Genomic DNA, 23,928 nt, shown 5'->3' on the forward strand with positions numbered 1-23,928 from the left:
CTCCGGAAGAAACCCAGGTCAGGGCGATTGTGGGGGGGTGATTGTCCGAGTGATTGCCACGGTGTTTGCGGTGGGTTGTCGGGCTTGTCGTGGGGTTGTCGGGGCGATCAGAGGCAGCGGCGATGAACCTCATCCACGCGTTGCGTCAGCCCGCTCCGGTCAAGGTGTTCGAGCAGCGGCACCGCGACCCGCCGACTGGTGTCGAGGGCCCGCCTGGCCTGACTGACCGTGAAGGGCTGCGGCAGGCGGCGCAGCAGCTCCGCCGCCCGTACGTCCGCGCCGGGCAGCAGCACGATCCCCTCGGCCACGCGCAACAGACGCCCGGCCCGTACGGCCGCCGCCACCTCCCGCGACCCCAGCCCCAGCTCAGCCAACCGCCCAGCCTCCGGCGCCTGGAAGGGGTGTGCCGCCAACTCTCCCCTCAGCCGCTCAACCGCCCGCGCCACCGGCTCGGGCAGCCCGGCAGGCCGAGTCACGATCCGCCCCTCGGCAAGCGTGAACGGCGCCCGCACCAGCGCGGCGACCAACTGCCGGTCGGGCAACCCGAGCGCATGGCGGGCCGCCTCGATCGGCATGCCAGGCTCCAGGGGGTGCTCGATGGCGTACCGCCGTGCCGTGTCGGCCAGCCGCTCGCCCAGCTCGGCCCAGTACTCGGGATCGGCGTACCAGTCCCCGCAGACCGGTCCCTCGCCCAGGTCACTGGACGTGCCGATCATGGCGGTCAGGTCGGCCGCGCGCAGCAGCCGGTGGATGCGCAGGGCCGAGGCGGCGTCCGGGACGGCCGATTCCAGCCGGGCGGCGTGCGCCCGCGCCGCGCCCCGGCGGCCGAGCGCGGGCGGGCGCACGTCGAGCACGCTCGCCCCCGCCAGCACCCGCACCTCGGCCCGGTCGCGGCCAGGGTCACGCAGCAGCAGCACGTCTCCGAGGTGGAGCGGGAGCGGGCGGGCCAGGCGCAGCCGTACGACGCGCCCGCCAAGCGTACGCACCTCGCACGTCACCGCCACCGACCCGATGTGCGCGGTCAGGCACCGGGGTAGCCGCCACTCCTCCCCCCTTCCCCGGCCACTCACCAGAACGTCACCGCCGCTTCCTCCCGGACCGTCAGCCGCTTCGGGACCGGAGCCGGTGTCCCGGAGGGTCCCGACTGGGGTGATCCGGACGTCGACCAGGTCCGTGTACGTCCACTTGCCGGGTGTGACCAGCGCCCGGCCCCGCTCGGGCAGACCATGACCGCGCTCCGGCAGCCTGTGGCCGCGCAGGTTGACCGCCACCCTGGCGACGCCGGTCACCGAGGACGACGGCTCCTTCATGGACTCCAGCGCCCGCACCCGTACAGGCTCGCCGTCCAGCGCCAGCTCGTCACCCACCGAGATGGCGCCCTCGGGCAGGGTCCCGGTCACGACCGTCCCGCTGCCCGGCACACTGAACGCCCGGTCGATCCACAACCGAACCGGCGCCTCCGGATCGGGCGCAGGCAGCGCGGCAACCAGCCGATCCAGCGCCTCCCGCAGCTCATCGAGCCCCTGCCCGGTCCGCCCACTCACCGCCACCGCCTCAACCGCACCACGGCCACCACCACAGCCCAGTCGGGTCACATCCGGACGCGCCCCACCCAACCCGGCCGCATCCGGACGCGCCCCACCCAACCCGGCCGAGGTCAGGCGAGTGCGTGCCTGGTCGAGAGCCGGAGCCGGGTCGGCGAGGTCGGCTCGGGTCACCGCGAGCAGGCAGTGCCGTACGCCGAGCGCCTCCAGCGCCACCACATGCTCCTCGGACTGCGGCATCCAGCCCTCGTCCGCCGCCACCACGAACAGCACCGCCGGCACCGGACCGACCCCCGCCAGCATCGTGCTGAGAAACCGCTCATGCCCAGGCACGTCCACAAAGGCGAGGCGCCGCCCCGAAGGCAGCGTGGTCCACGCGTAGCCCAGTTCGATCGTCAGCCCCCGCCGCCGCTCCTCCTCCAGCCGATCGGGCTCCATCCCGGTGAGAGCCCGCACCAGCGTGGACTTACCGTGATCGACGTGACCCGCCGTGGCCACGACGTACATCAGCCGCCCGCCTCGAAGCCACTCACCCCGAGGCCACTCGCCCCGAGGATCGCGCGGGCCACATCATCGTCGCGGTCGCCGGGAACGGTGCGCAGGTCCAGCAGCAGCCACCCGCCCTCGATCCGGCCGACCACCGGCGGATCACCGGCGCGCAGCGGTGCGGCGAGCCGTTCGGGCAGGCTGACGGCGGCGCTCGGCAGCGTCACCCCGGGAGCGCCCCCGCCCCCAACGGCAGCCTGGCTCGGCACCGCCCGCGCGTCGACCCCCGCCTCGGCGAGCCGCTCTGCGAGGGCCGCGGCACGGTCGCCCAGCGCCGCCGGGTCGGCGTGCAGCGCCAGCCGGACGGGCGTGACAGGACCGCGGAGCGTGGCCTCCAGCGCGGCCAGCGTCAGCTTGTCGACCCGCAGGGCGCGGGCGAGCGGGTGCCGCCTGCAGCGTTCGACCAGGTCATGGCGGCCGAGAAGGAGACCCGCCTGGGGTCCGCCGAGCAGCTTGTCACCGCTGGCCGTCACCAGGTCCGCCCCGGCCGCCAGTACGGTCGCCGCGTCCGGCTCCTCGGGCAGCAGCGGCTCGCGCGCCAGCAGCCCCGAGCCGATGTCGGCGACGACGGGCACACCGAGCCCGGTCAGCTCGCGTACCTCGACGGAGCCGGTGAAGCCCTCGATCCGGAAGTTCGACGGGTGCACCTTGAGCACGCATCCGGTCTCCGGCCCCACGGCCGCCGCGTAGTCGCGGTAGGAGGTGCGGTTGGTCGTACCGACCTCGCGCAGCCGCGCCCCGGTGGAGACGAGCAGGTCGGGGATGCGGAACCCGTCGCCGATCTCCACGAGTTCGCCCCGGCTGATCACGATCTCCCGGCCGGCGGCGAGTACGGTCGCCACCAGGACGAGCGCGGCGGCGTTGTTGTTGACGACGTGCACGTCCTCGGCGGCCGGCACGGCACGGGCGAGCGCGTCCAGCGCCCCCCGCCCACGCCGGGCCCGAGCGCCGGTCTTCAGGTCGAACTCCACGTCGGCGGCACCGGCCGCGGCGACCATCGCCTCGATCGCGGCGGACGACAGGGGCGCCCGGCCCAGGTTGGTGTGGACCAGCACGCCGGTCGCGTTGATCACCGCACGCAGGCTCGCGGCCCGCGGCGGAAGCGCCGCCACCGCCGCGTCGGCGACCTCCTCGGGACCGATCTCACCGCTCCGCGCCCGCTGCTGCGCCCGCGCCACCGCGTCCTTGACGACCGACCGGCCCAGCCGCCCACCCGCCGCGACCAGCCGCGGATCGGCGAGTACGGCATCCGTACGGGGTACGTGCCTGCGTGGGTCCACCCTTCGAAAATAGAACGGAGGCGGACGGGAATCGAACCCGCCAGGCCGAGGACCTCGGCCTCGTCGGTTTTGAAGACCGCGGGGGCCACCAGGCGCCCAGACGCCTCCACCGCAGAACCTACCCGTCACAGCGGGTATGACCTCAAACGCCACACCCGTCGCGAGCCATCCGAGGGCGCCATGACACGCACCACCGAGACGGTCCGGCTGACGCAGTATGCGCACGGAGGCGGCTGCGCCTGCAAGATCCCGCCAGGCGAATTGGAGGCCGTGGTGGCGGCCCTCCGCACACGTGACGGCGGCGCCGCAGGCGAGCATGACACCGCAGGAAGGCACGGCGCTGTCGGCGAGCATGACACCGCGAACGGACATGGCGCCGTCGGGGAGCTGATCATCGGGCTGGACGACGGGGACGACGCCGCCGTGGTTCGCATCGACGGCGACCGGGCGATCGTGGCCACCGCCGACTTCTTCACGCCCGTGGTGGACGCCCCCTACGACTGGGGCCGTATCGCGGCGGCCAACGCCCTGTCGGACGTCTACGCGGTCGGCGGGGAGCCGCTGGTGGCGGTCAACCTGCTCGGCTGGCCAAGGGAGAAGCTGCCCATGGAGCTGGCCAAGGAGGTCCTGCGCGGCGGCCTGGACGTGGCCCGGGCGGCGGCCTGCCACGTCGCGGGCGGCCACAGCGTCGACGACCCGGAGCCGAAGTACGGCATGGCCGTCACCGGCCTGGCCGACCCCGCCCGGCTGCTGCGCATCGACGGCGGCCGACCCGGACTGCCGATCTCCCTCACCAAACCGCTCGGCATCGGCGTGCTCAACACCCGGCACAAGGCGACCGGCGAGGTGTTCCCGCAGGCGGTCGCGGCGATGACCACCCTGAACCGCGACGCGTCCCGGACCGCGCTGGCCGCCGGAGCGAGGTGCGCGACGGACGTGACCGGGTTCGGCCTGCTGGGTCACCTTTACAAACTCGCCCGGGCGAGCGGCGTCACGGCGGTGGTGGACGTGGCAGCCGTACCGTACCTGGAAGGGGCCCGGGAGGCGGTACGCGACGGCTACGTCAGCGGCGGCACCCGCCGCAACCTCGACTGGGTCCGCCCCTGGCTCGATCCCGGCGGCTACGGCGAGGACGACCTGCTACTACTCGCCGACGCCCAGACCTCCGGCGGCCTGCTGGTGGCCGGCGAGATCCCCGGCGCGCCGATCATCGGCGAGCTGGTCCCCTTGGACGGCCCCCACCTGCGGCTCCGCTGACCGTATCCCGTGGTAACAACCATGGACATACTGTCGCTCGCGCGACGGCGAGGCTCCAAGGGCGCAGGGGGACGGGCCAGGCTTCACAATGGTCGGGTGCACAGGCTGATCACCCTGCTCGCGGTCGTGCTCGCCGCCTTGGGAACAGTGGCCATCATCGGTGCGGAGTTCGTGGTGACGAAGGTCCCGCTGCTGCTCATGGGATATGCGGCGGGGTCCGCCGCGGTGACGGGCGGCCTGTGGGCGAGGCTACGGTGGCCGGACAGTCCGGTGGGATCGTTGCTGGCCTGGAGCGGGGTGATGTGGCTGGCCACCGGGGTCAGCTACACGGGCGTGCCCGCGGCTCTCGCGTTGGGCGCGGTGGCGGCGGCCCTCCAGCACGGACTGCTCGGACACGTGATGGTCGTGCTCCCCACACGGCCGCGCGGACACGCCGGTCCGTCGAGGGGTCGTGGCGCTCGGCTACGCGGTGCCACTCCTCTCCGCCGCGATGTCGATGGTGTAAGGAGAGCTGCCCGGCGGGGGGTGCCTCTGTCTGGCTCAGGCGTTCGGCCGGGAAACAGGACGGACGGCGCTGGCCCTTTTCGGGGTGGCGATCGCCGGTGCGTACGTGGTCGGGCTGTCGGCGGCGGTGTTCCTGCGCTGGGCTCGGCTGCCGCGACCGGAACGCGATGCGGCCGTCACGTTCTCCGGGCTGTTGGTCATGCTGCTGGTGCTGGCACTCGAGGCGGAAAACCTGGCGCAGGCCGGCGGACTCGCGGTCTACTTCACCGGCGAGTTGCTGGACAGCCTGGTCGTGCTGGGCTTCATCGTTTGGCCACTGGCCTATCGTGTCGTGCTCGGACGCAGGGAGGCAGCGCGACGGATGGCCGGGCTCCTCGACGCGGGCGATGAGGCCAGGCGCCGGATCGAGCGGGACCTGCATGACGGCGCCCAGCAGCGGCTGGTCAACGTGCGGCTGTTGCTGGGGCTGGCGCGTGACGAACCGGCCCGCCTCGATCAGGCTGTCCAAGATCCGTATTTTCCTCGAGGGATAACCCTGGGGACGGGTTTCGCCTCCCTCACCAAGCCGCTCGGTCGTCAGCGGATGTCACCGAGTAGGCGCGAGGCTTGCGGGCGTGCGGGTCAGCGGCCGTTGTCGTAGGCATGCCGAGCTGCGGCGATGACGGGTCCGGCGTGGCGGGCCCATGCCGCCAGCGCCTCCAGGGGGGCGCGTATTTCCTCAACCAGACCCGTGGTGGCGTATTCCACCCGAGGCGGGGCGTCGGGGTACACCGTCCGGGTGATGAGCCCGTTGCGTTCCAGGTTGCGCAGGCTCACTGTCAGCATCCGCCGGCTGATGCCCTCGATCGCCCGTTCCAGCTGGGTGAACCGGTGCGGGCCGTCACCCAGTTCGACCAGCACCTGGGCGCTCCACTTGTCACCGATCAAAGCCAGGACCTCAGGCAGCGGGCAATCCTCGGGCGGGGGCGCATCGGCGAGCGCTGTGAGCTGGTCCGTTACCACGGTGTTCCGTTGTGACAAGAAAGTGCCTCCTTTCGGACCGTTCAATGATGCTGGAGGATAAAGCCCGTTACAAGTCGTAACGTTCCTGGCCAACGCCATCTTCGGCCGCTTGTCCAACGAAACTCGCCAAGCCGACAAGGAGTGACACGTGCCCGTCGCACGCAGCAACGGTTTCAAGATCTCGTACGAGGTGTTGGGGGACGGCCCGCCGCTCGTGCTGCACCCGGGCATGTTCCAAGACGGCGCGCACTGGGCCCACAGCGGATACACCCAGGCCCTGGCCCCTGCCCACACAGTGATCGCCATCGATCCGCTGGGACTGGGCGCCAGCGACCACCCGCGTGAGATCGAGGCCTATGGCTTGCGGCGCCGGGTCGACTACGTCACGGCCGTCCTCGACGACGTCGGCGCCGACCGAGCCGCGTTCTGGGGCTACTCGCTGGGAGCCATGACTGGGTATGCGGTCGCGGCGCACGCGCCCGAACGCCTGACCCGCTTGATCACCGGCGCCTACGATCCCATCAACGGTTTCCGCTCCGCGGTCGACCAAGCGATTCGGGAACTCGGCCTGCCTGCCGACATCGACGCCTATGAGATCGTCAAGCAGGGGGCCTCGGCTGACCCGTACCAGGCCGCCCTGATCAGCGCCGGGGACCTGGGCGCCTTCCGCGCCAACTACGACGCGTTCTCACGCGAGCCCGGCCTGGCCACCGAACTGGCGGCCTGCGGCGTGCCGATCCTGATGTACGCGGGCACGGCTGATCCCTGGCACGACCCGATGCGGACTTTCGCCGAGCGCACCGGCGCGGGCTTCTTCTCCCTGCCGGACGCCGACCACAAGGGCGGCTGGGACAGATCCGCCGACGTACTCCCCCACGTGCTGCCGTTCCTGTCCTCGGACAGGCCGTAACACCTCAGGCAGTGATGACTCATTCGCCAGCCTGTTGCCCCTTTTCAGGCTTACTTTGCCCCCAGTCGATCTGCAGGTCGTCCCAGTGGACGGACCATCGCCGCACCCCGCCGGGCAACTCGCCGAGCTCACCCTCGAGCGCGATCAAGGCCAGCGTGCCGTCGCGCAGGATGCTCACCACGATGCCCTGCCGCCCGATCAGCAGCGAGGCGAACCCCCGAGTAGACGCGGGACTGTGCATCAAGTCCACGATCATCGCCCGGCAGCCGAAGCTTGACCAAGGCATACTCACCGGACGCCATCTCCCTGCCGGTCAGGTGGAGGAGACGACATCGGCGATCAGCTCCGAGTGCGGATGGTGCCGATAGACCTCTTCGTACCGGAAAGCCACCCGCCGAGCGGCTCTAACGGGTTCGTCCGCTGGATGCCGGGCGTACAAGACTCGCTTGCGCTGGTCGTTCCAGCCCACCCGCCACCAGAACCAGTTGCCGTCGCACCACACAACGAGGCTGATCCACACCGACACCAGAGCAAGCCCGTAGCCGACGTGAATGTCAGAGGCGATGCCCTGATCAGCCAGGGCATCCCGAAGGGCATGTGCGCTCTGAGCAGGACTGAACGCGATTACCGACGGCTTGAGAAGCATGCATTCCCCATTCCTTCGGCCTCTTCGAGGGCCGCCGATCCCAGACTCGATCGACTTGCCATAACCTTACTGTGATTCTCGAAAGGCAGCAAGGATTACGGCATCCGCCATCCACAGGTTCCCTTGATCGGTCTGGGATGCCGCCGACCCGGTACGGTGGCTCCTGACCGGCCTTTCGTGACCGAAGGAGGAGCGCATGGAAGACGCGGGCTGGGTCAGCGTTTCGGCGCCCTACGTGCGGCCGCGGCGTCCCGGAGAGCCTGATGCATGGGCGGAGGAAGCCGCCCAGCACGGCAAAGTTGGGACGCATCGCCTTCAAGCAGTGGAAGAGGTCCATCCGCCGAAGGAAGTCGTGCGAGCCTTCGGGCTGGCGGCGGGTCAGACCGCCTTCGTCCGCCGCCGTCTCGTGCTCGCGGACGGCCAGCCAACGGAGCTCGCCGATTCCTACTACCCGGCGACGATCGCCCGTGGCACTCGGCTTGCCGAGATGCGGAAGATCCCTGGCGGGGCTCCCACCCTTCTCGCCCAGCTCGGCTATCACCCACACAGCGCGGAAGAAGCCGTCCAAGCCCGCCCCGCGACCGATACAGAGCGACAGGCTCTCGACCTTCGACCAGAGGACTGGGTTCTGCTCCTGACCCGCATCGTTCGAACCGACGACGGAACGCCGATCGAGGTCAGCGTGATGACGATGGTGGCCCACGGTCGCGAGTTGCGCTATCAGATGATCATCAAGTGAGGGGATCGGCAATCGTGGGTAGGCGGCTGGATTCTCGTCCGCGCCATCAGCAGATCGCAGCCGAATTGCGTGCGGAGATCATGTCTGGTGACCTGAAGGCGGGCGAGCAACTCCCTTCCACGGCACACCTGGTGGCACGTTTCAACGCGGCGAACGCGACGATCCAGCGGGCCCTGCAGGCACTCAAAGACGAAGGATTCGTACGCGGCCACGCGGGAAAGGGCGTGTTCGTCCGCGACAGACGGCCGCTCGTCGTCAACGCCAGCACGTATAAGACCCCAGGGCCTCGCGAATACAGCTATGAGCTTCTGAAAGTCGGGGAGGTAGCACCTCCCAGCGATGTCGCCGCGGTATTCGCCATCAGCGGTGACGATCTGGTCGTCCTGCGCCACCGGCTGCTGTTGCATGACGGCGCTCCCGTTGAGTTGTCATGGTCTTACTACCCGGTGAGCATTGCGGCAGGAAGCCCTCTGGCCGCCAAGGGAAGAATCCGCGGTGGCGCACCACAGGCGTTGGCCGACCTCGGGTTTCCGCAGCGCCACTTCACGGATCGCATCTCCGTTCGGCAACCCACCGAGACGGAGGTGCAAGGCCTGGATCTCCCACCTGACGTGCCGGTGTTTCGGCAGTTCCGTGTTGTCTACAGCGACAGTGAGCGGCCGGTCGAAGTGTCGGTGCTGATCAAGGGCGGACATCTCCACGAATTGTCGTATCACCAGACCGCAGACTGACGGACCCTCGGACGCGAGTCGACGGGAGGGACTTCATGGACAAGCCCCCACGCCGCTAAGCAGGTTCGCGATTTACGATGGGGCGCGTGAGCGGAAGATTGCGCCAGGTCGCGATCGACAACGAGCGCATCGCCGCCGAGGGTTGGTACTCGGCCGCCGACGGCGCGGTCGTGGATGTGGGTCCTGCGCTGCGGGCCGCGGTGGCCGCAACCGTGAGCCACCCACCAGACGGCCCCATCGAATGGCCGAGAGCCGGTACGTACCGGACGGTCTTCGAGGTCACCGGCGAGCGCAGCCTGCGGGCAGCGCGGCGGCTGCACCTTGACGGGGCGACCGGGATCGCCGTGCTGAACTTCGCCTCTGCCCGCAGCCCGGGAGGCGGCTATCTCGGCGGCGCCAAGGCGCAGGAGGAGGACCTGTGCCGCCAGGCCCTGCTTTATCCGTGCCTCCTTCAGGCACCCGACTACTACGCCGCGCACCGGGCCTCGTCCGACCTGCTCTACAGCCACCGCGTCATCTGGTCGCCCGGCGTGCCGGTGCACCGCGGCGAGGACGGCCAACTGCTGGCCGAGCCGTACCTCGTCTCCTTCCTCACCTCACCGGCGCCCAACGCTGGGCAGATGCTGCGCCGCGACCCGGGAGCGGGCGGGCGGATCCGGCAGGCGCTCCACCAGCGGGCGGGGCGTGTCCTGGCCGTGGCCGCGCATCACGGTGCTCGCACGCTGGTACTCGGGGCGTGGGGCTGCGGCGTGTTCCGCAACGATCCGCGCGAGGTCGCCGGGGCCTTTCACGCCCATCTGGTCGAGGATGGAGCCTTCGCGGCGGTGTTCGAGCGAGTGGTGTTCGCCGTATGGGATCGGATGCCGGACTCGGCGAACCGCGCCGCATTCGCCGAGCGGTTCGCGATGCCGCGGCTTTGAAGGCGCCAAGGTGAACGGTGAATCTGGGCTGGCGACGCGGTCGTTCTCGTCGCGTAATCCGAAGTCGATCATTACTATCCTGGCATGCCAAGAGAATTTCCCGGCGGTGTTGGGCCGGCGTGCAGTACTTCCTGCTGCCACCGGTGTCGCGGCTGCGTGTGCAGTTGCCAATAGCGCTCGGCGATGTCGTCCGGATCGAAGTCGGTACCGGGGGCCACCGGACCGGCCACGGTGACGCTCGCCACGTGCACTCCGGAGGGTCCGTACTCCTCGTCGAGCAGCGTGACCAGGGCTCGGACTCCTGCCTTGCCCAAAGAGAGGCTCACGTACTGCGGCTTGGGCTCGGGCATGCCGCCCGTGATGAGGAACGTTCCGCTGCCGCGTGCCGCCATGGCGGGCGCGACGTGAGCCGCGGCGTTGAGCGCGCCGACCACGTTCACTGCCCATGCCTCCATGTGGCCGCGTACGGACAACTCGCCCGGCGCGTCCGTCTGGATGATCGCGGCGTTGTACACGACGACGTCCGGCACGCCATGTTGGCTGACGGCCTGGTCGAGCGCGGCGTTCAGCCCGGCCTGGTCGGTGCTGTCGGCTTCCCGTGTGACGACCGGGACGCCGCTGGGAGCGACCGCCTCGGCCACGGCGCGCAGCGTCTGCTCGCTCCGGGCGATCAGCGTGATCGGCAGCCCCTCCCTGGCGAACCGGCGGGCCACCGCCTGTCCGATCCCCGGACCCGCACCAATGATCACTGCGCCAGACATCGGCGTCTCCTCGCTCTTCTTGATCGGCAATACTTGGGACGCTAAGGGTTCTCATCTATGTGAAGGTCAATATGCGGATCGGTGACCTGGCTCACGAGACCGGGGTGAACAAGCGGCTGCTGCGCTACTACGAGGAGCAGGGTCTCCTCAGGCCGGTCCGGCTGGACAACGGCTACCGCGAGTACACCGAGGCGGACATCCCGACGGTCCGCCACATCCGCACCCTGCTCGCCGCCGGGCTTTCCACCACGGTCATCGCCCGGGTCCTGCACTGCGTGCACGACGAGGGCGAGCTGATGGTGTCTTCCGGCTGCCCGACCTTCATCGAGGACTTGCGGCGCGAACGCGCCCATATCGCCGAGATGATCGCTCAACTCCAGACTTCGCAGGAGGTGCTGGACACGATTCTCGACGCGGCGCTACAGGAGGCCTCAAGAGGCTGACGCCTGCCGCTGCCGCTGGGGGATGATCGTGTACTTCGGGTCGGCGGCTGAGACCTTGCCCGCTTCCAGGACGCCGAACCGGGTGCACAGAGCGCCCGCCGTAAGGGCGAGACCGGACAGGGCGGTGAGGGTACGGCTGCGCCCGGCGATCGACGCGAGCAGCCCGCCACCGGCCGTCAGTACGCGGGCCGCGCGCATCCGGCCCCCCGCCTTCCCCAGCCGATACGGCTCGCCCACCAGGCCGAGTCGCCGTTCCATCACCACGCCCGCGACGCTCTCCACGGCGGCACCCATCACCGCCATCACGCGGGCCGGCCCCGCCTGCGCCCTCGGGGTGGCCAGCATGCCCACCGCCCCGGCGCTGGCCAGCGCGCTCCCGGCGAACAGGAACGGCAGCTCCCGGTAGGCCTCGTGCCAGGCCGGTACGGCGGTGTCGGCGAGCAGGACGGCGGTGTAGGTGGCGGTCAGCGGGCCGGTCAGGCCGGTGGCGAGGAGCGCCGCGTCACCCACGGCGGGCAGGATCCCGGTCAGCTCGGTCGAGGCCGCGACCCCCGACAGCCCGCTCTGGGCGGCCAGGATCCAGGAGCCCATGCTCATCGGCGAGGTGGGCTTGAACACGCGGAGCATGTTGAGGAACCGTTCGGGCCGGCCCAGCTCGGCGACGAGGAGGGCTGCGCCGGCGGAGGCGCCGATCGCCGCCGCGATCCGGGCGGTACGCGCCAGCTGGTCGTGTCCGGTGAATTCGGCCATGACCGCCATCACCGACGAAACGCCCGACAGACCCCCCAAGTAGAGATATGCGGGTCCGTGGGGTTCTTTCCAGACCGGAGGCTTGAGCACCGGTCGCCCGTAGTACGACTGGAACTCCGCCTCCGGCACCATCGACCGCTCCCGCGTCACCGCCGCGCCGCCTTTCGCGAACCCACGAACGTGCCCGTGAATGCCACCACCACAGCCCCGGCCACGGACAGCGCCGCCGCCCCCGCCCAGCGCCACATGGACGGCAGGTCACGAGTGGTCACCACGGGATCCGGCGGCAGCCCGTACACCTCAGGCTCGTCCAGCAGCAGGAAGAAAGCCCCCGCGCCGCCCACCCCGTCGTCCGGGCTCTCGCCGTACAGGCGGGCCTCGGCCTGCCCGTCGGCGTGCAGCCGCTCCACCCGCTCCTCGGCCCGCTCCCGGAGCTCATCCAGCGGGCCGAACTGGATCGAGTCGGTCGGGCACGCCTTGGCGCACGCCGGTTCGAGGCCGCCGCGCTGCCGGTCGTAGCACATCGTGCACTTCCACGCCCGCCCGTCGTCCTCGCGCCGCTCGATGACGCCGTACGGGCAAGCCGACACGCAGTAGCCGCAGCCGTTGCAGATGTCCTCCTGGATCACCACCGTGCCGAACTCGGTACGGAACAGCGCGCCGGTCGGGCAGACGTCCAGGCAGGCGGCGTGTGTGCAGTGCTTGCACACGTCCGACGACATCAGCCACCGCTCCACACCCTCGTCAGCGGAGTCGTCCGAAGGCAGCGGCACCGGGCGGGACTGTTCGATGAAGGCCACGTGCCGCCAGGTGTTCGCCCCGAGCGCCCCGGTGTTGTCGTAGGAGTTCGCCTCGAACACGAAGCCGTCGTCGGGCAGCTGGTTCCACTCCTTGCACGCCACCTGGCACGCCTTGCAGCCGATGCAGACGCTCGTGTCGGTGAAGAAGCCCATCCGCTCAGCCATCGCGGTACACCTCCAGCAGGTCGAGCATCGCCTGCCCCCTCGGTCGTCTACCCGGCCGTACGTCGCAGGTCACGGCCTTGCTCTCCTGAATGTAGACATTCGGGTCGAGCACCAGCGGAAGCAGGTCGTTCGCGACGTCGCCGGTCACCAGGCCGCCGCCGCCCCACCCCCAGTGGTACGGCAGGCCGATCTGATGGATCACCCTGCCCTGGATCCGCAGCGGCCGAACCCGTCCGGTGACCAGCACCCGAGCCTCGATCACGGTGCGACTGGTCACGATCGTGGCCCAACCGCCGTTGACCAGCCCCACCTCGGCGGCCAGCTGCGGCGACACCTCGCAGAACAGCTCCGGCTGCAGCTCGGCGAGGTAGGCCAGCGGCCGGCTCATGCCACCCGCCGTGTGGTGCTCGGTGAGCCGGTACGTGGTCAGCACGTACGGGTAGCGCGGCGACTCCGGCGGGTTGTAGGGGCTCTCCGGTCGCGGGTAGATCTTGCGCGCGGGGTTGGCCTGCTGGGCGTACAACGGGTTGCCGACCGGCGACTCATGCGGCTCGTAGTGCGCGGGCAGCGGGCCGTCGGCCAGGCCGGCGGGCACGTACAGCCAGCCCTTCCCGTCGGACTGCATGATGAACGCGTCGGTCCCGGCGAGCGCGTCCTCGGCGTGGGCGCCTTCGGGTGGCAGGTAGTCCGGCGGCTTGTTCGGCTCGAAGTCGGGCACGTCCTGCCCGGTCCATTTCCCCTGCTCCGCGTCCCACCAGACGTACGCCTTGCGCTCGCTCCATGGGCGGCCCTCGGGGTCGGCGGAGGCCCGGTTGTAGAGGATGCGCCTGTTCGCCGGCCAGGCCCAGCCCCATTCGGGCGCCACGGGCGACTGTTCCTGCCCCGGCCGACGCCGGGCCGCCTGGTTGACCTCGTCGGCGTAGACGCCGCAGTAGATCCAGCAGCCGCAGCTGGTGGACCCGTCCGGCTTGAGCTGGGTGTAGGCCGACAGCGCCCGCCCGTCCGGGCCGACCCCGTTGATCTCGCGGAGTACGGCCGACGCCGACGGGTCCCGGTGCTCTCCCAGCTCGGGGTAGTCCCAGGTCAGCTCGCGCAGCGGCCGGTCGATCTCGTCGTCGGTCAGCCGCTGCCTGACCAGCTTGCCCAGGTGGTAGTAGAACCACAGGTCGCTGCGGCAGTCGCCCGGCGGGTCGAGCGCCTTCTCCCGCCACTGCAGGAGCCGCTGGGTGTTGGTGAACGTACCCTCCTTCTCCACGTGGCTCGCGGCGGGCAGGAAGAACACCTCGGTGGCGATGTCCTCGGTACGCATCTCCCCGGTCTCCAGCTCCGGGCCGTCCTTCCAGAAGGTGGCCGTCTCCACCAGCGTCAGGTCGCGTACCACCAGCCAGTCGAGGTTGGCCAGGCCGAGGCGCTGCGCCCGGCCGCCAGAGGAGCCGACCGCGGGGTTCTCCCCCGCCACGAAGTAGCCCTTCACCGTGCCGTCGATCTGGCCCATCACGGTGGTGTAGTGGCTGTGGTCGCCGGTCAGGCGCGGCAGGTGGTCGAAGCAGAAGTCGTTCTGTTCGGTGGCCGCGTTCCCCCACCACGCCTTGAGCAGGCTGACCAGGTAGGCGCGCCGGTGGCCCCAGAAGCCGACGTCGCCACCCTCACGGGCGAGGTAGTCGTCCAGGCCCTCGTGCCGGTGGGCGTGGGGCATGGTCAGGTAACCGGGCAGGAGGCTGAACAGCGTCGGGATGTCGGTGGACCCCTGGATGCTCGCGTGCCCACGCAGCGCCAGGATGCCGCCCCCGGGCCGGCCCATGTTGCCCAGCAGCAACTGGAGGATCGAGGCGGCGCGGATGTACTGCGCGCCGACGGTGTGCTGGGTCCAGCCGACGGAGTACACCCAGGCGGTGGTGCGCTCCCGGCCGGAGTTGGCGGTGATCGCGTCGGCCAGCTCGGCGAAGTGCGCCCGCGAGATGCCGCACAGCTGCTCGACCAGCTCCGGGGTGTAGCGGGCGAAGTGCCGCCGAAGGATCTGGTAGACGCAGCGCGGGTGGCGCAGCGTCGGATCCGTCGCCGGGGTGGGATGCGCCTCGGCGCCCCCGGAGCCGTAAGTGTCCGCCCCCGCGGCCTCGGCGTGCTGCCTACCACCCTCCAGGTCCGCGCCCGGTGCCTGCGCGCCCGGCGTCTCCTCGCCCGGCCCTTCGCCCGGCCCCTCGTACGCCCAGCTCCCCGGATCGTACGAACCCGTCTCCGCGTCGAAGCCGGAGAACAGCCCGTCAAGGTCCTCGGTGTCCCGGAAGTCCGCCGACACGATCACGGCGGCGTTGGTGTAGGCCAGCACGTACTCACGGAAGTCCAGCTCATTGGCCAGCACGTGGTTGATCAGCGCCCCGAGCAGCACGATGTCGCTGCCCGCGCGGATCGGCAGGTGCCGGTCGGCCAGCGCGCTGGTCCGGGTGAAGCGCGGATCCACGTGGAACACCTTCGCGCCCCGCGCCTTGGCCTCGACCACCCACTGGAAGCCCACCGGGTGGCATTCGGCCATGTTGGAGCCCTGGATGACGATGCAGTCCGCACCCGCCAGGTCCTGCTGGAAGGTGGTCGCGCCACCGCGTCCGAAGCTGGTCCCCAGACCGGGGACGGTGGAGGAGTGTCAAATACGGGCCTGGTTCTCGACCTGGATCGCGCCGAGGGCGGTGTACAGCTTCTTCATCAGGTAGTTCTCTTCGTCGTCGAGCGTCGCCCCGCCCAGTCCGGCGATGCCCATGGTGCGGCGCACGACCTTGCCCTCATAGGTCTGCTGCCAGGTCTCCCGCCGGGTCCGTACGACCCGGTCGGCGATCATCTCCATCGCGGCGTCGAGGTCGAGCCGCTCCCATTCGGTGCCGTGCGGTCTCCGGTACAGCACCTGGGTCTGGCGGCCGGGATGGGTGACGAGCTGCTTGCTCGCCGAGCCCTTGGGACACAGCCGCCCACGCGAGATGGGCGAGTCCGGGTCACCCTCGATCTGCGTGACCCGGCCGTCCTTGACGTAGACGAGCTGGCCGCAGCCGACCGCGCAGTAGGGGCAGATCGACCGCGCGACCGTATCGGCCTCCTCGGTGCGCGGGGCAAGCGCGTCCGTACGGGCGGAGCGCACGGCGTCGCTCCGACCGTCCTCTCCCCTGAGCTGCCGGATCACCGGCCACCGGGAGAACCACCCCTCACCGGACACAATGCAGGCCCTGCCCCAATCGGTCCGAGCTAACCATCCCGGCGGTCGAAGGTCAGGTAGAGCTCGGAAGGGCTGCCGAAGGGCTCGCCGGCCTGGCGCGGGATGTCGGCGCCCGCTTCGAGGCGGAAGTTCGTCGCCTGCTTGAGCAACTCCTCGAAGGCGATCGCGAGCTGGATCCGGGCGAAGTTCTGGCCGATGCAGCGGTGCACCCCGGCGCCGAACGCCAGGTGCGGGTTGATCCGCCGGTCGAAGACCAGCTCGTCGGGCCGGTCGAAGCGCTCGGCATCGCGGTTGGCCGAGTAGAACTGCAGGACGACCCGGTCCCCCGCCTTCAACGGGATGCCGGCCAGCTCGGTGTCCTGAGTCACCGTACGGGCCATGAACGCCACGGTCGTCTCGAAGCGCAGGAACTCGTCCATCGGACCGCGCCACCAGTCCGGGCTGCGCAGGATCGGCTCGATGTCCGTGCGGGTGGCCAGATGGTAGGCGATGTTGACGATCACGCCGCGCGTGGTGTCCAGGCCGCCGAGCAGCAGCGTGGTGACGATCGCCACCTGCTCCTCTGCCGTCAGGGGCCGCCCGTCGACGCTCGCCCTGGCCAGGGCGCTGAGGACGTTCTCGTGCTCCGAGGCCGGCCGGTCGCCGGCCTCGGCTATCGCCTCCATCGCGAGCAGGGCGACCGCTTCGAACGTCTCGGGCGTGCTCTCGATGGCGCACCGCTTGACCGCCGCCACCCCCCGGCGCATCAGCTCCATGTTGTCGGTGGCGAAGACGACACGGGCCAGCGACCCGGCGCTGAAGGGCACGGAGTAGTCACGGACCATCTCCACGCGGCCCTTGTCGATGAACCCCGCGATGGCGTCCCGGGCGATCTCCCGCATCTGCTCGGCGTACCGGAGCAGGAACGAGCGGGAGAAGTACGCCTCGAGGAACTTGCGGTATTGACGGTGGTCCGGCGGGTCGACGTCCAGCGGAATGAGCCGGACCGGCACGCCACGCACGCCCGGCTGCGCCGAACTGAAGATCGCCGGTCGCAGGCACACCGTGCGGACGTCCTCGTAGCGGGTGACCATGTAGTAGCCGCCGTCGGTGCGCGTGTGCACGACCGGGCATTCCCTGCGTGCGATGGCCAGCGCGTCGAGCAGGTGTTCGCGCTGGTCGTCGGCGAACAAGTCGACGTTCGCCAGGATGTCCGTGGCCGGTGTGTCCATCTGTCCTCCATTCCGAGAAGACCTCACAACCGTCATTTGACCTCGCCGCGGCTGTTTGCCCAAAGGACCGACCAAAGGGACGCAAGGGACAGAGGGCGCACGTCACATTTCGATAACCTGAAGTATCAGGCACCACCAAGGATGCATCCTCATCCTTGGAGGGACTATGCCCGATATCGCAATGCTCTCGGATGCCCCGGCCAATTGGCGCGGAGATCTACTCCAGTTTCGCCGCTACGTCGATCCCCTCGTTTCGATCATCACCAATCCCGACACCGAGACGCCTTTCACGATCGGCATTTACGGCGCGTGGGGAAGTGGGAAATCGACCCTGCTCCAAATGGTCGACAGGCGCTTACTCGATCGGCATGGCGAGGAGATCGTCCGGGTGCGTTTCAACCCCTGGGTGCACCGCCGCGAGCCGGAGATGCTGCTTCCCCTGCTGAACGCGCTCCACGCCGAGCTCGACCAGGACCCCGAGCACCGCTTCGCCGGCACGGTCCGCCGGTTGGGCACGATCATGGCGCAGCTGGCCGCCGACGAGATACTGAAAAGGCTCACCCTGAGCTCCATGAGCGTGGAGAAGATCGACAAGCTGGCCCAGCAGTACGCCGCGATGCGCGGCCAGGTCGACAGCCAGACCGGCCGCCTACGCGGGCTGCTGCAGCAGGAGGTGGACCGCCTGGCCGCGCAGGGCAAGAAGATCGTCTTCTTCGTCGACGACCTCGACAGGTGCGAGCCCGACCAGATCATCGACGTACTGGAGTCGATCAAGCTCTTCCTCGACCTGAAGCACGTCTTCGTGGTGATCGCCCTGGCCAAGGACGTGGTCGACCGCGGGGTCCTGGTGAAGTACCAGCCGTTCGGCTTCGCCGACCAGGCGGCCATCGGCGACGACTACCTGGACAAGATGATCCAGCTCCCGCTGCACCTCTACCCGCTCGGCCCCGCGGAGGTGGGCCGGTTCATCCGCGAATCGCGTCCGGGAGAGCTGGCCAGGAAGCACGTCGGCACGCTGGAGCGGATCCTCACGCCCAATCCCCGGAAGATCAAACGCGTGCTCAACCTGCTGCGGGTGACGGAGGCCATCATCGAGGGCACCCCCGGCCTCGCCGCCCTGCGTACCGACCTGGTCGTCCGCCTGGTGGTGCTGCGGGTGCAGAGCCCGGAGCTGTTCGCGAGCGTGCTCCGGCAGCCGGCGTTGCTGGTGGCGCTGGAGCTCGTCCACCAGGACAAGCTGGCGGCCGACGTACTCCAGGGTTTCCAGACGCGGTTCAAGACGCGGGCGGAGGCGCTGCAGAAGCTGACCCTGACCTTTCGCGGCAAGCACGACTTCCTGGCGCCGGTCTTCGCCGACTCCGCCTTCGAGGCCGCGGCGGACGACCTGCCCGTCTACCTGACGATGATCGGCGGGTGAGACATGTCCGACGACCTGCGCTACGACTTGTACGGACTGCCCGCCGGAAATCCCTACGCCGCCCGCCCGCTGGATCCCCTCGCGCTGCCTGCCGATCGCGAACTCGTCCTCGAACTGGCCGGTTTCATCCGGCACGAGGTCATCGAGGCGGCGGTCAAAGAGGCGATCAGCAAAGGGAGACCGGCCTTCTTCCTGATCACGGGAGTGGGCAACAGCGGGCGGACGTCGCTGGCCAACCATGCGATGTACCTGTACCAGCAGGCCGCCGCATCGCTCCTGCCGCCCGGCTTCACCTTCGTGACGCATCGCGCGGAGCGCGGTGACATGACGCACGACGCGTACGCGGTTCTGTGCTCGACCCTGCTCTCGTTGCGCAACAAGATGAACGCCCAAGGCATCGACATCCCGCCCGCGCTGCGCGCCCATTTCAGCACGTTGAGCGAAAGGGGCGCGGCCAACCCCATGAACGAGTACGACCTGCAGGAGATCGCGGAATTCACCGCGACGACGTTCGCCGGCCGCAACGCCGGCTTCGGCATCCGGTACGAGGGCGTGCCCGCCAAGGAGCTCATCACCCAGGCCCAGAAGGTGTTCGAGAACACGAGCACCGTCGTGGTCTTCGTCATCGACAGTTACCAGCACGCGAACACCGTCCAGATCACCGAGGCGGACCGGCAGGCGTTCGCGGAGCGCGGGCACGTCTTCGACCTCGACACGCTGACTCCGGAGCAGATCGCGGCACTGGCCGAATTCCGGTGGAAGGGCCACCCGCCCGCGCCCTTCGACGAGCAGGGCGTGAAGAACGTCTTCAGCAAGCGCCCGTACACGATCGGGCAGGCCATCCAACACCTCGAAGTGCTCCTCGACCTGCGGCTCAGCGAGTACGAGAGCGACGAGCCATGGCCGGCCGCCGAGGACCTGCGCATACATGAGCGCTGGGTGCGGCTCAAGATATGGCAGCGCGACAGATGGAACAGGCTGAGAGGCTTCCATGGCTGAATACCCCGCGCGCAATCCCTTTCCGGCCCGCGGCATCTCCAGCGCCGAGGAGACCTCCCTCGCCGAGTTCCTGCGCGACTGGGCCCGGCGCACCCCCACCGCGATCCTGCCCGGCGTGCGCGAGGCCCAGCGCTGGGCCACGGACTACCTGCGCGGGTTCGGGGACGACCGGGCGCACGACGGCGGTCTCGCCTGCCTGTACGGCGCCCACGGGGTGGGCAAGACGCACGCGGCCCGTCACATGATGGCCTTCGTCAACGACGCCGACCCTCGGGCGGTCCAGCTCTACCTGCGCTTCCAGGAGGACGACTTCGTCGCCGAGTACCGCCGCCTGGTCTCCCAGCTGCCGCAGGACCTGCTCACGGACCTGAGCCTGCGCTACCTGGGCGCGCTCGCGGGTGACCGGGCCGGACACGCCGACGGCCCGGCCAGCAGGGGCGCGGTCCTGTCCGTGGTCGGGGACGATCCCGGCCGGGTGTACGACCTGTTCGGCACGCATCAGGTCGAGGCCGGCGAGGTGCTGGAGGAGCAGGCCAAGGAGATCGCCGCCGTGGCGGGCAGCGGGCCCGAGTTCCAGCGGGCGCTGTCGTTCCTGCTGCGCCCCGAGTTCTCCGGCGTGGCCTACGACTGGCTGTGCGGCCGTCCGATCAGCCCCGACGCCTCCCGCGCGCTCGGCGTCAGCGGCCAGATCGACGACCCCCTGACCTGCCGGTACGGCCTGCAACTGCTGACCAGGCTGGTGACCAGGGGCGGGCGGCCGTTCGTGCTGGTGCTCGACCAGTGCGAGAAGTTCCTGCCGGAGGGCCGGAGTTCGTTGACCGCGAACATCGGGTTGCTGCAGAGCCTGGTCGAGGTGATCCCGCAGGCTGCCGGGCTGCTGCTCCTGGTGTCCAACGACGCGGCGTGGGAGCGCGTACCGCCCGATCTGCGCCAGCGCATCGGCACCGGCGCCTGCCACATGCTGCCGCTCACCCCCGACGAGGCCCGGCTGGTGCTCGGCGCGTACATCGGCGCCGCCCGCCCGGGGTACGACGACGCGACCATCTGGCCTTTCACCGAGAGCGCGATGCTCGAACTCCTGCGCCACAGCGGCGGCAACCTCCGCCTGCTGCTCCAGCTCAGCTGGGCGAGCTTTGAAGTCGCGGGGCCGCTGTCGGTCATCGACGCCGAGCTGGTCACGAGCGCGTCCGCCCGCCACAGTCACTCCCCCGGCCTCGCCGAGCTGGCCATGCTCGTCGAGACCCGCCTGCTCGCCGCCGGGCTCACCATCGAGCGAACGGAGACGGGTGACGGTGGCGTCTCCTTCCACCTGCCTGATCGGCGTGAGCCGCGCGCCCTGGTCAAGCTGTCCGAGGCCGTCTTCTTCGACGACGAGGTCGCCAACGCCGTCCAGACGGTCACCCAGACCAGACACCTGCGGGCCGGCGGCCAGCCGGTCTTCACCGCGCTGCTCGCCACGGGCTACGTCAGCCCTCCGGTGCTGGCCGGCCTGCGCGGCGCGGTGCACGTGGTGCTGGTGGCCGACGGCTCCCCCGGCTTCCCAGGCCAGCTGGACGAACTGGTCGAGCGCATCGCCGCCATGCCGCTCAAGGACGAGGAGCCGGCCGCTTTCGACGACGCCATGCGCGCGATCGTGGAGCACCTGGAAGAGCTGAACTCCGAGCGCCGCGCCGAGATGATGATCCTCAACCGCAACCTCACCGCCGTGAGTGACCGGCTCGAACACCAGAACCTCACCGCCGAGAGCGAGCGGCTCGACCGCCAGGCGCCGAAAGAGTGGCCGCCCAAGCGCGCGGAGCTGGCAGGACGCATCGCCGAGGCCAGGGCCGCGCGGACCGCCGCCGACTGGGCGGAGTTCCGCCAGGCCCGGGCGGAGGTGGTCCGCGAACGTACGTCACGGCTCAGGATGCTGGCCGTCGCCGTCGCCGCGGCAGTCGTCACGACGGCTGCGGCGCTCGCCACCGTCTCCCTCGTGCCGATCCAGCTCACGGTGACCCTGTTCGCGGGCACCGCCGTCGCGGCGACCGCCGCCTGGTTCCTGTGGCGGAGGTTCGCCGCCTCCGACGTACGCCGGGCGAACGCGCCGCTCGGCTCCCGGCGCGACCTCGACCAGCTCGCCCGTGAGCTGCGTGGATCCGCCGATCCGCACTCCGCCGACCCCGTCGGCCGCTACGCCTACGCGCTCAGCGAGGACCCCGACAGCGGATACCAGGTGCTGACGGAGGCCATGCTGGTGGAGCCGCTGGCGCTCGTACGACAGACCATAGGGCGGCGGCTGGCCGTCTCCGAGCGCTCGCCCGCCGACTGCGTGGCGGAGGTCCAGCGCGGGCTCCGTGAACGGATCCCCGAGGTGCTGCTGCTCCTGGCCCGCGGGCAGCGGCGCGCCGAGTCGGACCGGCCGCCGCGCGTGCTCCGCGACCTGCCGCCCGAGCTGCGGGTGCTGGTGGCGATCGCCAATCCAGGCTCACTTGAGCTGGCCGACGGCGCGGTCTCCAAGCATCCCGCCGAAGCGGCCCTGGCGGCCCTCGGGGTACGCGGATCGCGACATCCGCTGGCCCGCGCCTACCGCGACGGTATGGCCGAGATCGTGCCGATCGAGATCCCCTCCAACGAGCTCCGCGCCACCGCCCGCCTGCTTTCTCCCCTGGAACAAGACGGGCTCGGCACCTACGACTGGCTCCCCCTCGTCGCGGAAATCGACGAGCTGTATCTGTTCTTCGAAAAACTGCTCCACCACCAAGAGGAAATACGCTCAAATCTGGGTAAATCTTGACTATCCCTCGAAGCCATGAGAAATAGGGACCAGCTGGAGCGTTTCGCGAAACCCGAACGGCGAGTGTGCTGGGGCACACGACACTTAAGAGGTAGCCGTTGTTAGGAAGCCCTGATTCGGAACCGCTGCTCACCCAGGGGTTCCCGGAATTTCTCGACGTCGACGCGCTGCTGGCCGACGGATGGAAGCCGTTCGCCTTCCAGCAGTTCATCCTGAAGATTCACAGCCGCTGTGATCTTTCCTGCCGCCATTGCTACGTGTACGAGATGGCGGACCAGAGCTGGCGCGATCAGCCCCGCAGGATGTCCGACGCCGTCGCCGACCGCACGATCGAGCGCATCGCCGAGCATGCCGGCCGCCACAACCTGCCCGAGGTGGACATCATCCTGCACGGCGGCGAGCCGCTGCTGGCCGGCCCCGAGCTCATCTCCCGCCTGGTACGCGGCATCCGTGGCGCCGTCGACACCGGGACCCGGGTCAACGTCAACATCCAGACCAACGGCGTACGGCTCGACGAATCGTTCCTGCGGCTGTTCGAATCGCTGGAGATCCGCGTCGGCGTGAGCGTCGACGGCGACGAGGAGAGCCACGACCGGCACCGCCGGTTCGCCGACGGCCGGGGCAGCCATGCCCTGGTCAGCGCGTCGCTGCGCCGGCTGACCGAGGGGCCGTACCACCGCCTGTTCAGCGGGCTCCTGTGCACGGTGGACGTGCGGAACGACCCGGTGCGCACCTATGAGGCGCTGCTGGAGTTCGACCCACCGGCGATCGACTTCCTGCTGCCGCACGGCAACTGGCCGGCCCCGCCGCCCTTCCGCGACCCGGACTCGGCGGCGACGCCGTACGCCGACTGGCTGATCCAGATCTTCGACCGGTGGTACGAGAGCCCGGTGCTGCAGACCGAGATCCGGATGTTCCAGGAGATCCTGCGCCTGCTGCTCGGCAGTCCTTCGCGGGCGGAGACGGTGGGGCTGTCCCCGGTGCGCATGGTGGTGATCGAGACCGACGGCCGCATCCAGCAGTCGGACATCTTGAAGAGCGCCTACCCCGGCGCCCCCCAAACCTCGCTGCACGTGCTCAGAGACCCGCTCAACCGGGCGCTGCTGCACCCGTCGATCGTCGCGCGGCAGATCGGCGAGCTGGCGCTGTCCCCTGCCTGCCGCAGCTGCGAGATCGTCTCCACCTGCGGGGGCGGGCTCTACGCGCACCGCTACAGCCAGGACACCGGCTTCGCGACTCCCTCCGTCTACTGCCCTGACCTGTACCGGCTGATCACGTACATCGCCGAGCGGTGCGCCCGCGACATGGCGCGGCTCCGCGGAGCGGGCTGA

The 23,928-nt window shown here is 69.9% G+C and carries 21 protein-coding genes, 1 tRNA gene and 1 pseudogene; 11 read left to right on the forward strand and 12 right to left on the reverse strand.

From position 1 onward, the window contains the following. Window positions 1-107: 107 nt before the first annotated feature. The 3 genes from AB0B64_RS32125 to AB0B64_RS32135 form a co-directional block, all read right to left on the reverse strand. A complete protein-coding gene (locus AB0B64_RS32125; protein ID WP_358181728.1) occupies window positions 108-2,051 on the reverse strand; it encodes a SelB C-terminal domain-containing protein in 1,944 nt (647 codons plus the stop codon). Next, complete coding sequence (selA, locus tag AB0B64_RS32130) at window positions 2,051-3,370, reverse strand: L-seryl-tRNA(Sec) selenium transferase (RefSeq protein ID WP_358181731.1); 1,320 nt, start codon at window positions 3,368-3,370, stop codon at window positions 2,051-2,053. Before selA ends, AB0B64_RS32125 begins: the two co-directional genes overlap by 1 nt. A gap of 15 nt (window positions 3,371-3,385) precedes the next feature. After that, window positions 3,386-3,478 (reverse strand) — tRNA-Sec (locus AB0B64_RS32135). Between the two features lie 72 nt (window positions 3,479-3,550). Between AB0B64_RS32135 and selD the strand changes: the two genes are divergently transcribed. Further along, window positions 3,551-4,627, forward strand: coding sequence for a selenide, water dikinase SelD (gene selD, locus AB0B64_RS32140; protein ID WP_358181734.1), 1,077 nt, complete (start codon window positions 3,551-3,553; stop codon window positions 4,625-4,627). 83 nt (window positions 4,628-4,710) lie between these two features. Here the strand turns inward: selD and AB0B64_RS32145 are convergent, their stop codons facing one another. Beyond that, window positions 4,711-4,941 carry a hypothetical protein gene (locus tag AB0B64_RS32145; RefSeq protein ID WP_357943312.1) on the reverse strand — a complete coding sequence of 77 codons (231 nt, stop codon included), beginning with the start codon at window positions 4,939-4,941 and terminating at the stop codon, window positions 4,711-4,713. Window positions 4,942-5,495: 554 nt separating this feature from the next. On the opposite strand from AB0B64_RS32145, the pseudogene AB0B64_RS32150 reads away from it, so the two are divergent. Further along, window positions 5,496-5,627 (forward strand): annotated as a pseudogene (locus AB0B64_RS32150) (histidine kinase); the annotation flags it as partial. A 125-nt stretch (window positions 5,628-5,752) separates the two neighbouring features. Here AB0B64_RS32150 and AB0B64_RS32155 read toward each other — a convergent pair. Further along, complete coding sequence (locus AB0B64_RS32155) at window positions 5,753-6,151, reverse strand: helix-turn-helix domain-containing protein (RefSeq protein ID WP_357943310.1); 399 nt, start codon at window positions 6,149-6,151, stop codon at window positions 5,753-5,755. 130 nt (window positions 6,152-6,281) lie between these two features. On the opposite strand from AB0B64_RS32155, the gene AB0B64_RS32160 reads away from it, so the two are divergent. Beyond that, entirely contained in the window at window positions 6,282-7,043 is a 762-nt protein-coding gene (locus AB0B64_RS32160) for an alpha/beta hydrolase (RefSeq protein ID WP_357943308.1), read from the forward strand. A 19-nt stretch (window positions 7,044-7,062) separates the two neighbouring features. On the opposite strand, the gene AB0B64_RS32165 is transcribed toward AB0B64_RS32160, so the two are convergent. Then, window positions 7,063-7,284 (reverse strand): hypothetical protein, encoded by a 222-nt coding sequence (locus tag AB0B64_RS32165; RefSeq protein WP_357943306.1) that lies wholly within the window; start codon window positions 7,282-7,284, stop codon window positions 7,063-7,065. A gap of 72 nt (window positions 7,285-7,356) precedes the next feature. Further along, window positions 7,357-7,689 carry a hypothetical protein gene (locus AB0B64_RS32170; protein ID WP_357943304.1) on the reverse strand — a complete coding sequence of 111 codons (333 nt, stop codon included), beginning with the start codon at window positions 7,687-7,689 and terminating at the stop codon, window positions 7,357-7,359. 196 nt (window positions 7,690-7,885) lie between these two features. Here AB0B64_RS32170 and AB0B64_RS32175 point away from each other — a divergent pair, with 196 nt between their 5' ends. The 3 genes from AB0B64_RS32175 (at window position 7,886) to AB0B64_RS32185 (ending at window position 10,079) form a co-directional block, all read left to right on the forward strand. Further along, a complete protein-coding gene (locus AB0B64_RS32175) occupies window positions 7,886-8,428 on the forward strand; it encodes a UTRA domain-containing protein (RefSeq protein ID WP_357943302.1) in 543 nt (180 codons plus the stop codon). 14 nt (window positions 8,429-8,442) lie between these two features. After that, the gene (locus AB0B64_RS32180; RefSeq protein ID WP_358181737.1) at window positions 8,443-9,159 is read left to right on the forward strand and encodes a GntR family transcriptional regulator; all 717 of its coding nucleotides are present in this window, start codon (window positions 8,443-8,445) and stop codon (window positions 9,157-9,159) included. A gap of 86 nt (window positions 9,160-9,245) precedes the next feature. Further along, window positions 9,246-10,079, forward strand: a complete 834-nt coding sequence (locus tag AB0B64_RS32185) for a TIGR02452 family protein (protein WP_357943298.1) — start codon at window positions 9,246-9,248, stop codon at window positions 10,077-10,079. Between the two features lie 74 nt (window positions 10,080-10,153). On the opposite strand, the gene AB0B64_RS32190 is transcribed toward AB0B64_RS32185, so the two are convergent. Next, window positions 10,154-10,840 (reverse strand): SDR family NAD(P)-dependent oxidoreductase, encoded by a 687-nt coding sequence (locus AB0B64_RS32190; protein ID WP_358181740.1) that lies wholly within the window; start codon window positions 10,838-10,840, stop codon window positions 10,154-10,156. Window positions 10,841-10,911: 71 nt separating this feature from the next. Here AB0B64_RS32190 and AB0B64_RS32195 point away from each other — a divergent pair, with 71 nt between their 5' ends. Beyond that, window positions 10,912-11,283, forward strand: coding sequence for a MerR family transcriptional regulator (locus tag AB0B64_RS32195; protein WP_358181743.1), 372 nt, complete (start codon window positions 10,912-10,914; stop codon window positions 11,281-11,283). Here AB0B64_RS32195 and nrfD read toward each other — a convergent pair. Genes nrfD through AB0B64_RS32215 form a run of 4 tightly spaced genes read right to left on the reverse strand, consistent with a single transcriptional unit; the run spans window position 11,272 to window position 17,408 of the window. After that, window positions 11,272-12,183, reverse strand: a complete 912-nt coding sequence (gene nrfD, locus AB0B64_RS32200; protein WP_358181746.1) for an NrfD/PsrC family molybdoenzyme membrane anchor subunit — start codon at window positions 12,181-12,183, stop codon at window positions 11,272-11,274. The two genes, AB0B64_RS32195 and nrfD, sit on opposite strands and share 12 nt — an antisense overlap. Beyond that, complete coding sequence (locus AB0B64_RS32205; protein WP_358181749.1) at window positions 12,180-12,998, reverse strand: 4Fe-4S dicluster domain-containing protein; 819 nt, start codon at window positions 12,996-12,998, stop codon at window positions 12,180-12,182. The genes nrfD and AB0B64_RS32205 overlap by 4 nt, the downstream gene beginning before the upstream one ends. Next, a complete protein-coding gene (gene fdh, locus AB0B64_RS32210) occupies window positions 12,991-16,197 on the reverse strand; it encodes a formate dehydrogenase (protein WP_358181752.1) in 3,207 nt (1,068 codons plus the stop codon). Before fdh ends, AB0B64_RS32205 begins: the two co-directional genes overlap by 8 nt. 29 nt (window positions 16,198-16,226) lie before the next feature. Next, the gene (locus tag AB0B64_RS32215) at window positions 16,227-17,408 is read right to left on the reverse strand and encodes a cytochrome P450 (RefSeq protein ID WP_358181755.1); all 1,182 of its coding nucleotides are present in this window, start codon (window positions 17,406-17,408) and stop codon (window positions 16,227-16,229) included. A gap of 181 nt (window positions 17,409-17,589) precedes the next feature. On the opposite strand from AB0B64_RS32215, the gene AB0B64_RS32220 reads away from it, so the two are divergent. The 4 genes from AB0B64_RS32220 to AB0B64_RS32235 all read left to right on the forward strand — a co-directional run bounded on the left by AB0B64_RS32220 (window position 17,590) and on the right by AB0B64_RS32235 (window position 23,928). After that, complete coding sequence (locus tag AB0B64_RS32220; RefSeq protein ID WP_358182165.1) at window positions 17,590-18,825, forward strand: P-loop NTPase fold protein; 1,236 nt, start codon at window positions 17,590-17,592, stop codon at window positions 18,823-18,825. Window positions 18,826-18,828: 3 nt separating this feature from the next. Beyond that, complete coding sequence (locus tag AB0B64_RS32225; protein ID WP_358181758.1) at window positions 18,829-19,824, forward strand: hypothetical protein; 996 nt, start codon at window positions 18,829-18,831, stop codon at window positions 19,822-19,824. Continuing rightward, the gene (locus AB0B64_RS32230) at window positions 19,817-22,597 is read left to right on the forward strand and encodes an AAA family ATPase (protein ID WP_358181761.1); all 2,781 of its coding nucleotides are present in this window, start codon (window positions 19,817-19,819) and stop codon (window positions 22,595-22,597) included. Before AB0B64_RS32225 ends, AB0B64_RS32230 begins: the two co-directional genes overlap by 8 nt. A 98-nt stretch (window positions 22,598-22,695) precedes the next feature. Next, window positions 22,696-23,928 carry an FxsB family cyclophane-forming radical SAM/SPASM peptide maturase gene (locus tag AB0B64_RS32235; protein WP_358181764.1) on the forward strand — a complete coding sequence of 411 codons (1,233 nt, stop codon included), beginning with the start codon at window positions 22,696-22,698 and terminating at the stop codon, window positions 23,926-23,928.

Source organism: Nonomuraea sp. NPDC049129 (genome assembly GCF_040648495.1).
Lineage (GTDB): Bacteria > Actinomycetota > Actinomycetes > Streptosporangiales > Streptosporangiaceae > Nonomuraea.

What these genes read in the sequence shown, in the direction of transcription:
- AB0B64_RS32125 (WP_358181728.1), bottom strand. Translation starts at nt 2,051, where the DNA reads ATGTACGTCGTGGCCACGGCGGGTCACGTCGATCACGGTAAGTCCACG.
- selD (WP_358181734.1), top strand. Translation starts at nt 3,551, where the DNA reads ATGACACGCACCACCGAGACGGTCCGGCTGACGCAGTATGCGCACGGA.
- AB0B64_RS32165 (WP_357943306.1), bottom strand. Translation starts at nt 7,284, where the DNA reads ATGCACAGTCCCGCGTCTACTCGGGGGTTCGCCTCGCTGCTGATCGGG.
- AB0B64_RS32170 (WP_357943304.1), bottom strand. Translation starts at nt 7,689, where the DNA reads ATGCTTCTCAAGCCGTCGGTAATCGCGTTCAGTCCTGCTCAGAGCGCA.
- AB0B64_RS32175 (WP_357943302.1), top strand. Translation starts at nt 7,886, where the DNA reads ATGGAAGACGCGGGCTGGGTCAGCGTTTCGGCGCCCTACGTGCGGCCG.
- AB0B64_RS32190 (WP_358181740.1), bottom strand. Translation starts at nt 10,840, where the DNA reads ATGTCTGGCGCAGTGATCATTGGTGCGGGTCCGGGGATCGGACAGGCG.
- AB0B64_RS32195 (WP_358181743.1), top strand. Translation starts at nt 10,912, where the DNA reads ATGCGGATCGGTGACCTGGCTCACGAGACCGGGGTGAACAAGCGGCTG.
- AB0B64_RS32205 (WP_358181749.1), bottom strand. Translation starts at nt 12,998, where the DNA reads ATGGCTGAGCGGATGGGCTTCTTCACCGACACGAGCGTCTGCATCGGC.
- AB0B64_RS32215 (WP_358181755.1), bottom strand. Translation starts at nt 17,408, where the DNA reads ATGGACACACCGGCCACGGACATCCTGGCGAACGTCGACTTGTTCGCC.
- AB0B64_RS32220 (WP_358182165.1), top strand. Translation starts at nt 17,590, where the DNA reads ATGCTCTCGGATGCCCCGGCCAATTGGCGCGGAGATCTACTCCAGTTT.
- AB0B64_RS32225 (WP_358181758.1), top strand. Translation starts at nt 18,829, where the DNA reads ATGTCCGACGACCTGCGCTACGACTTGTACGGACTGCCCGCCGGAAAT.
- AB0B64_RS32230 (WP_358181761.1), top strand. Translation starts at nt 19,817, where the DNA reads ATGGCTGAATACCCCGCGCGCAATCCCTTTCCGGCCCGCGGCATCTCC.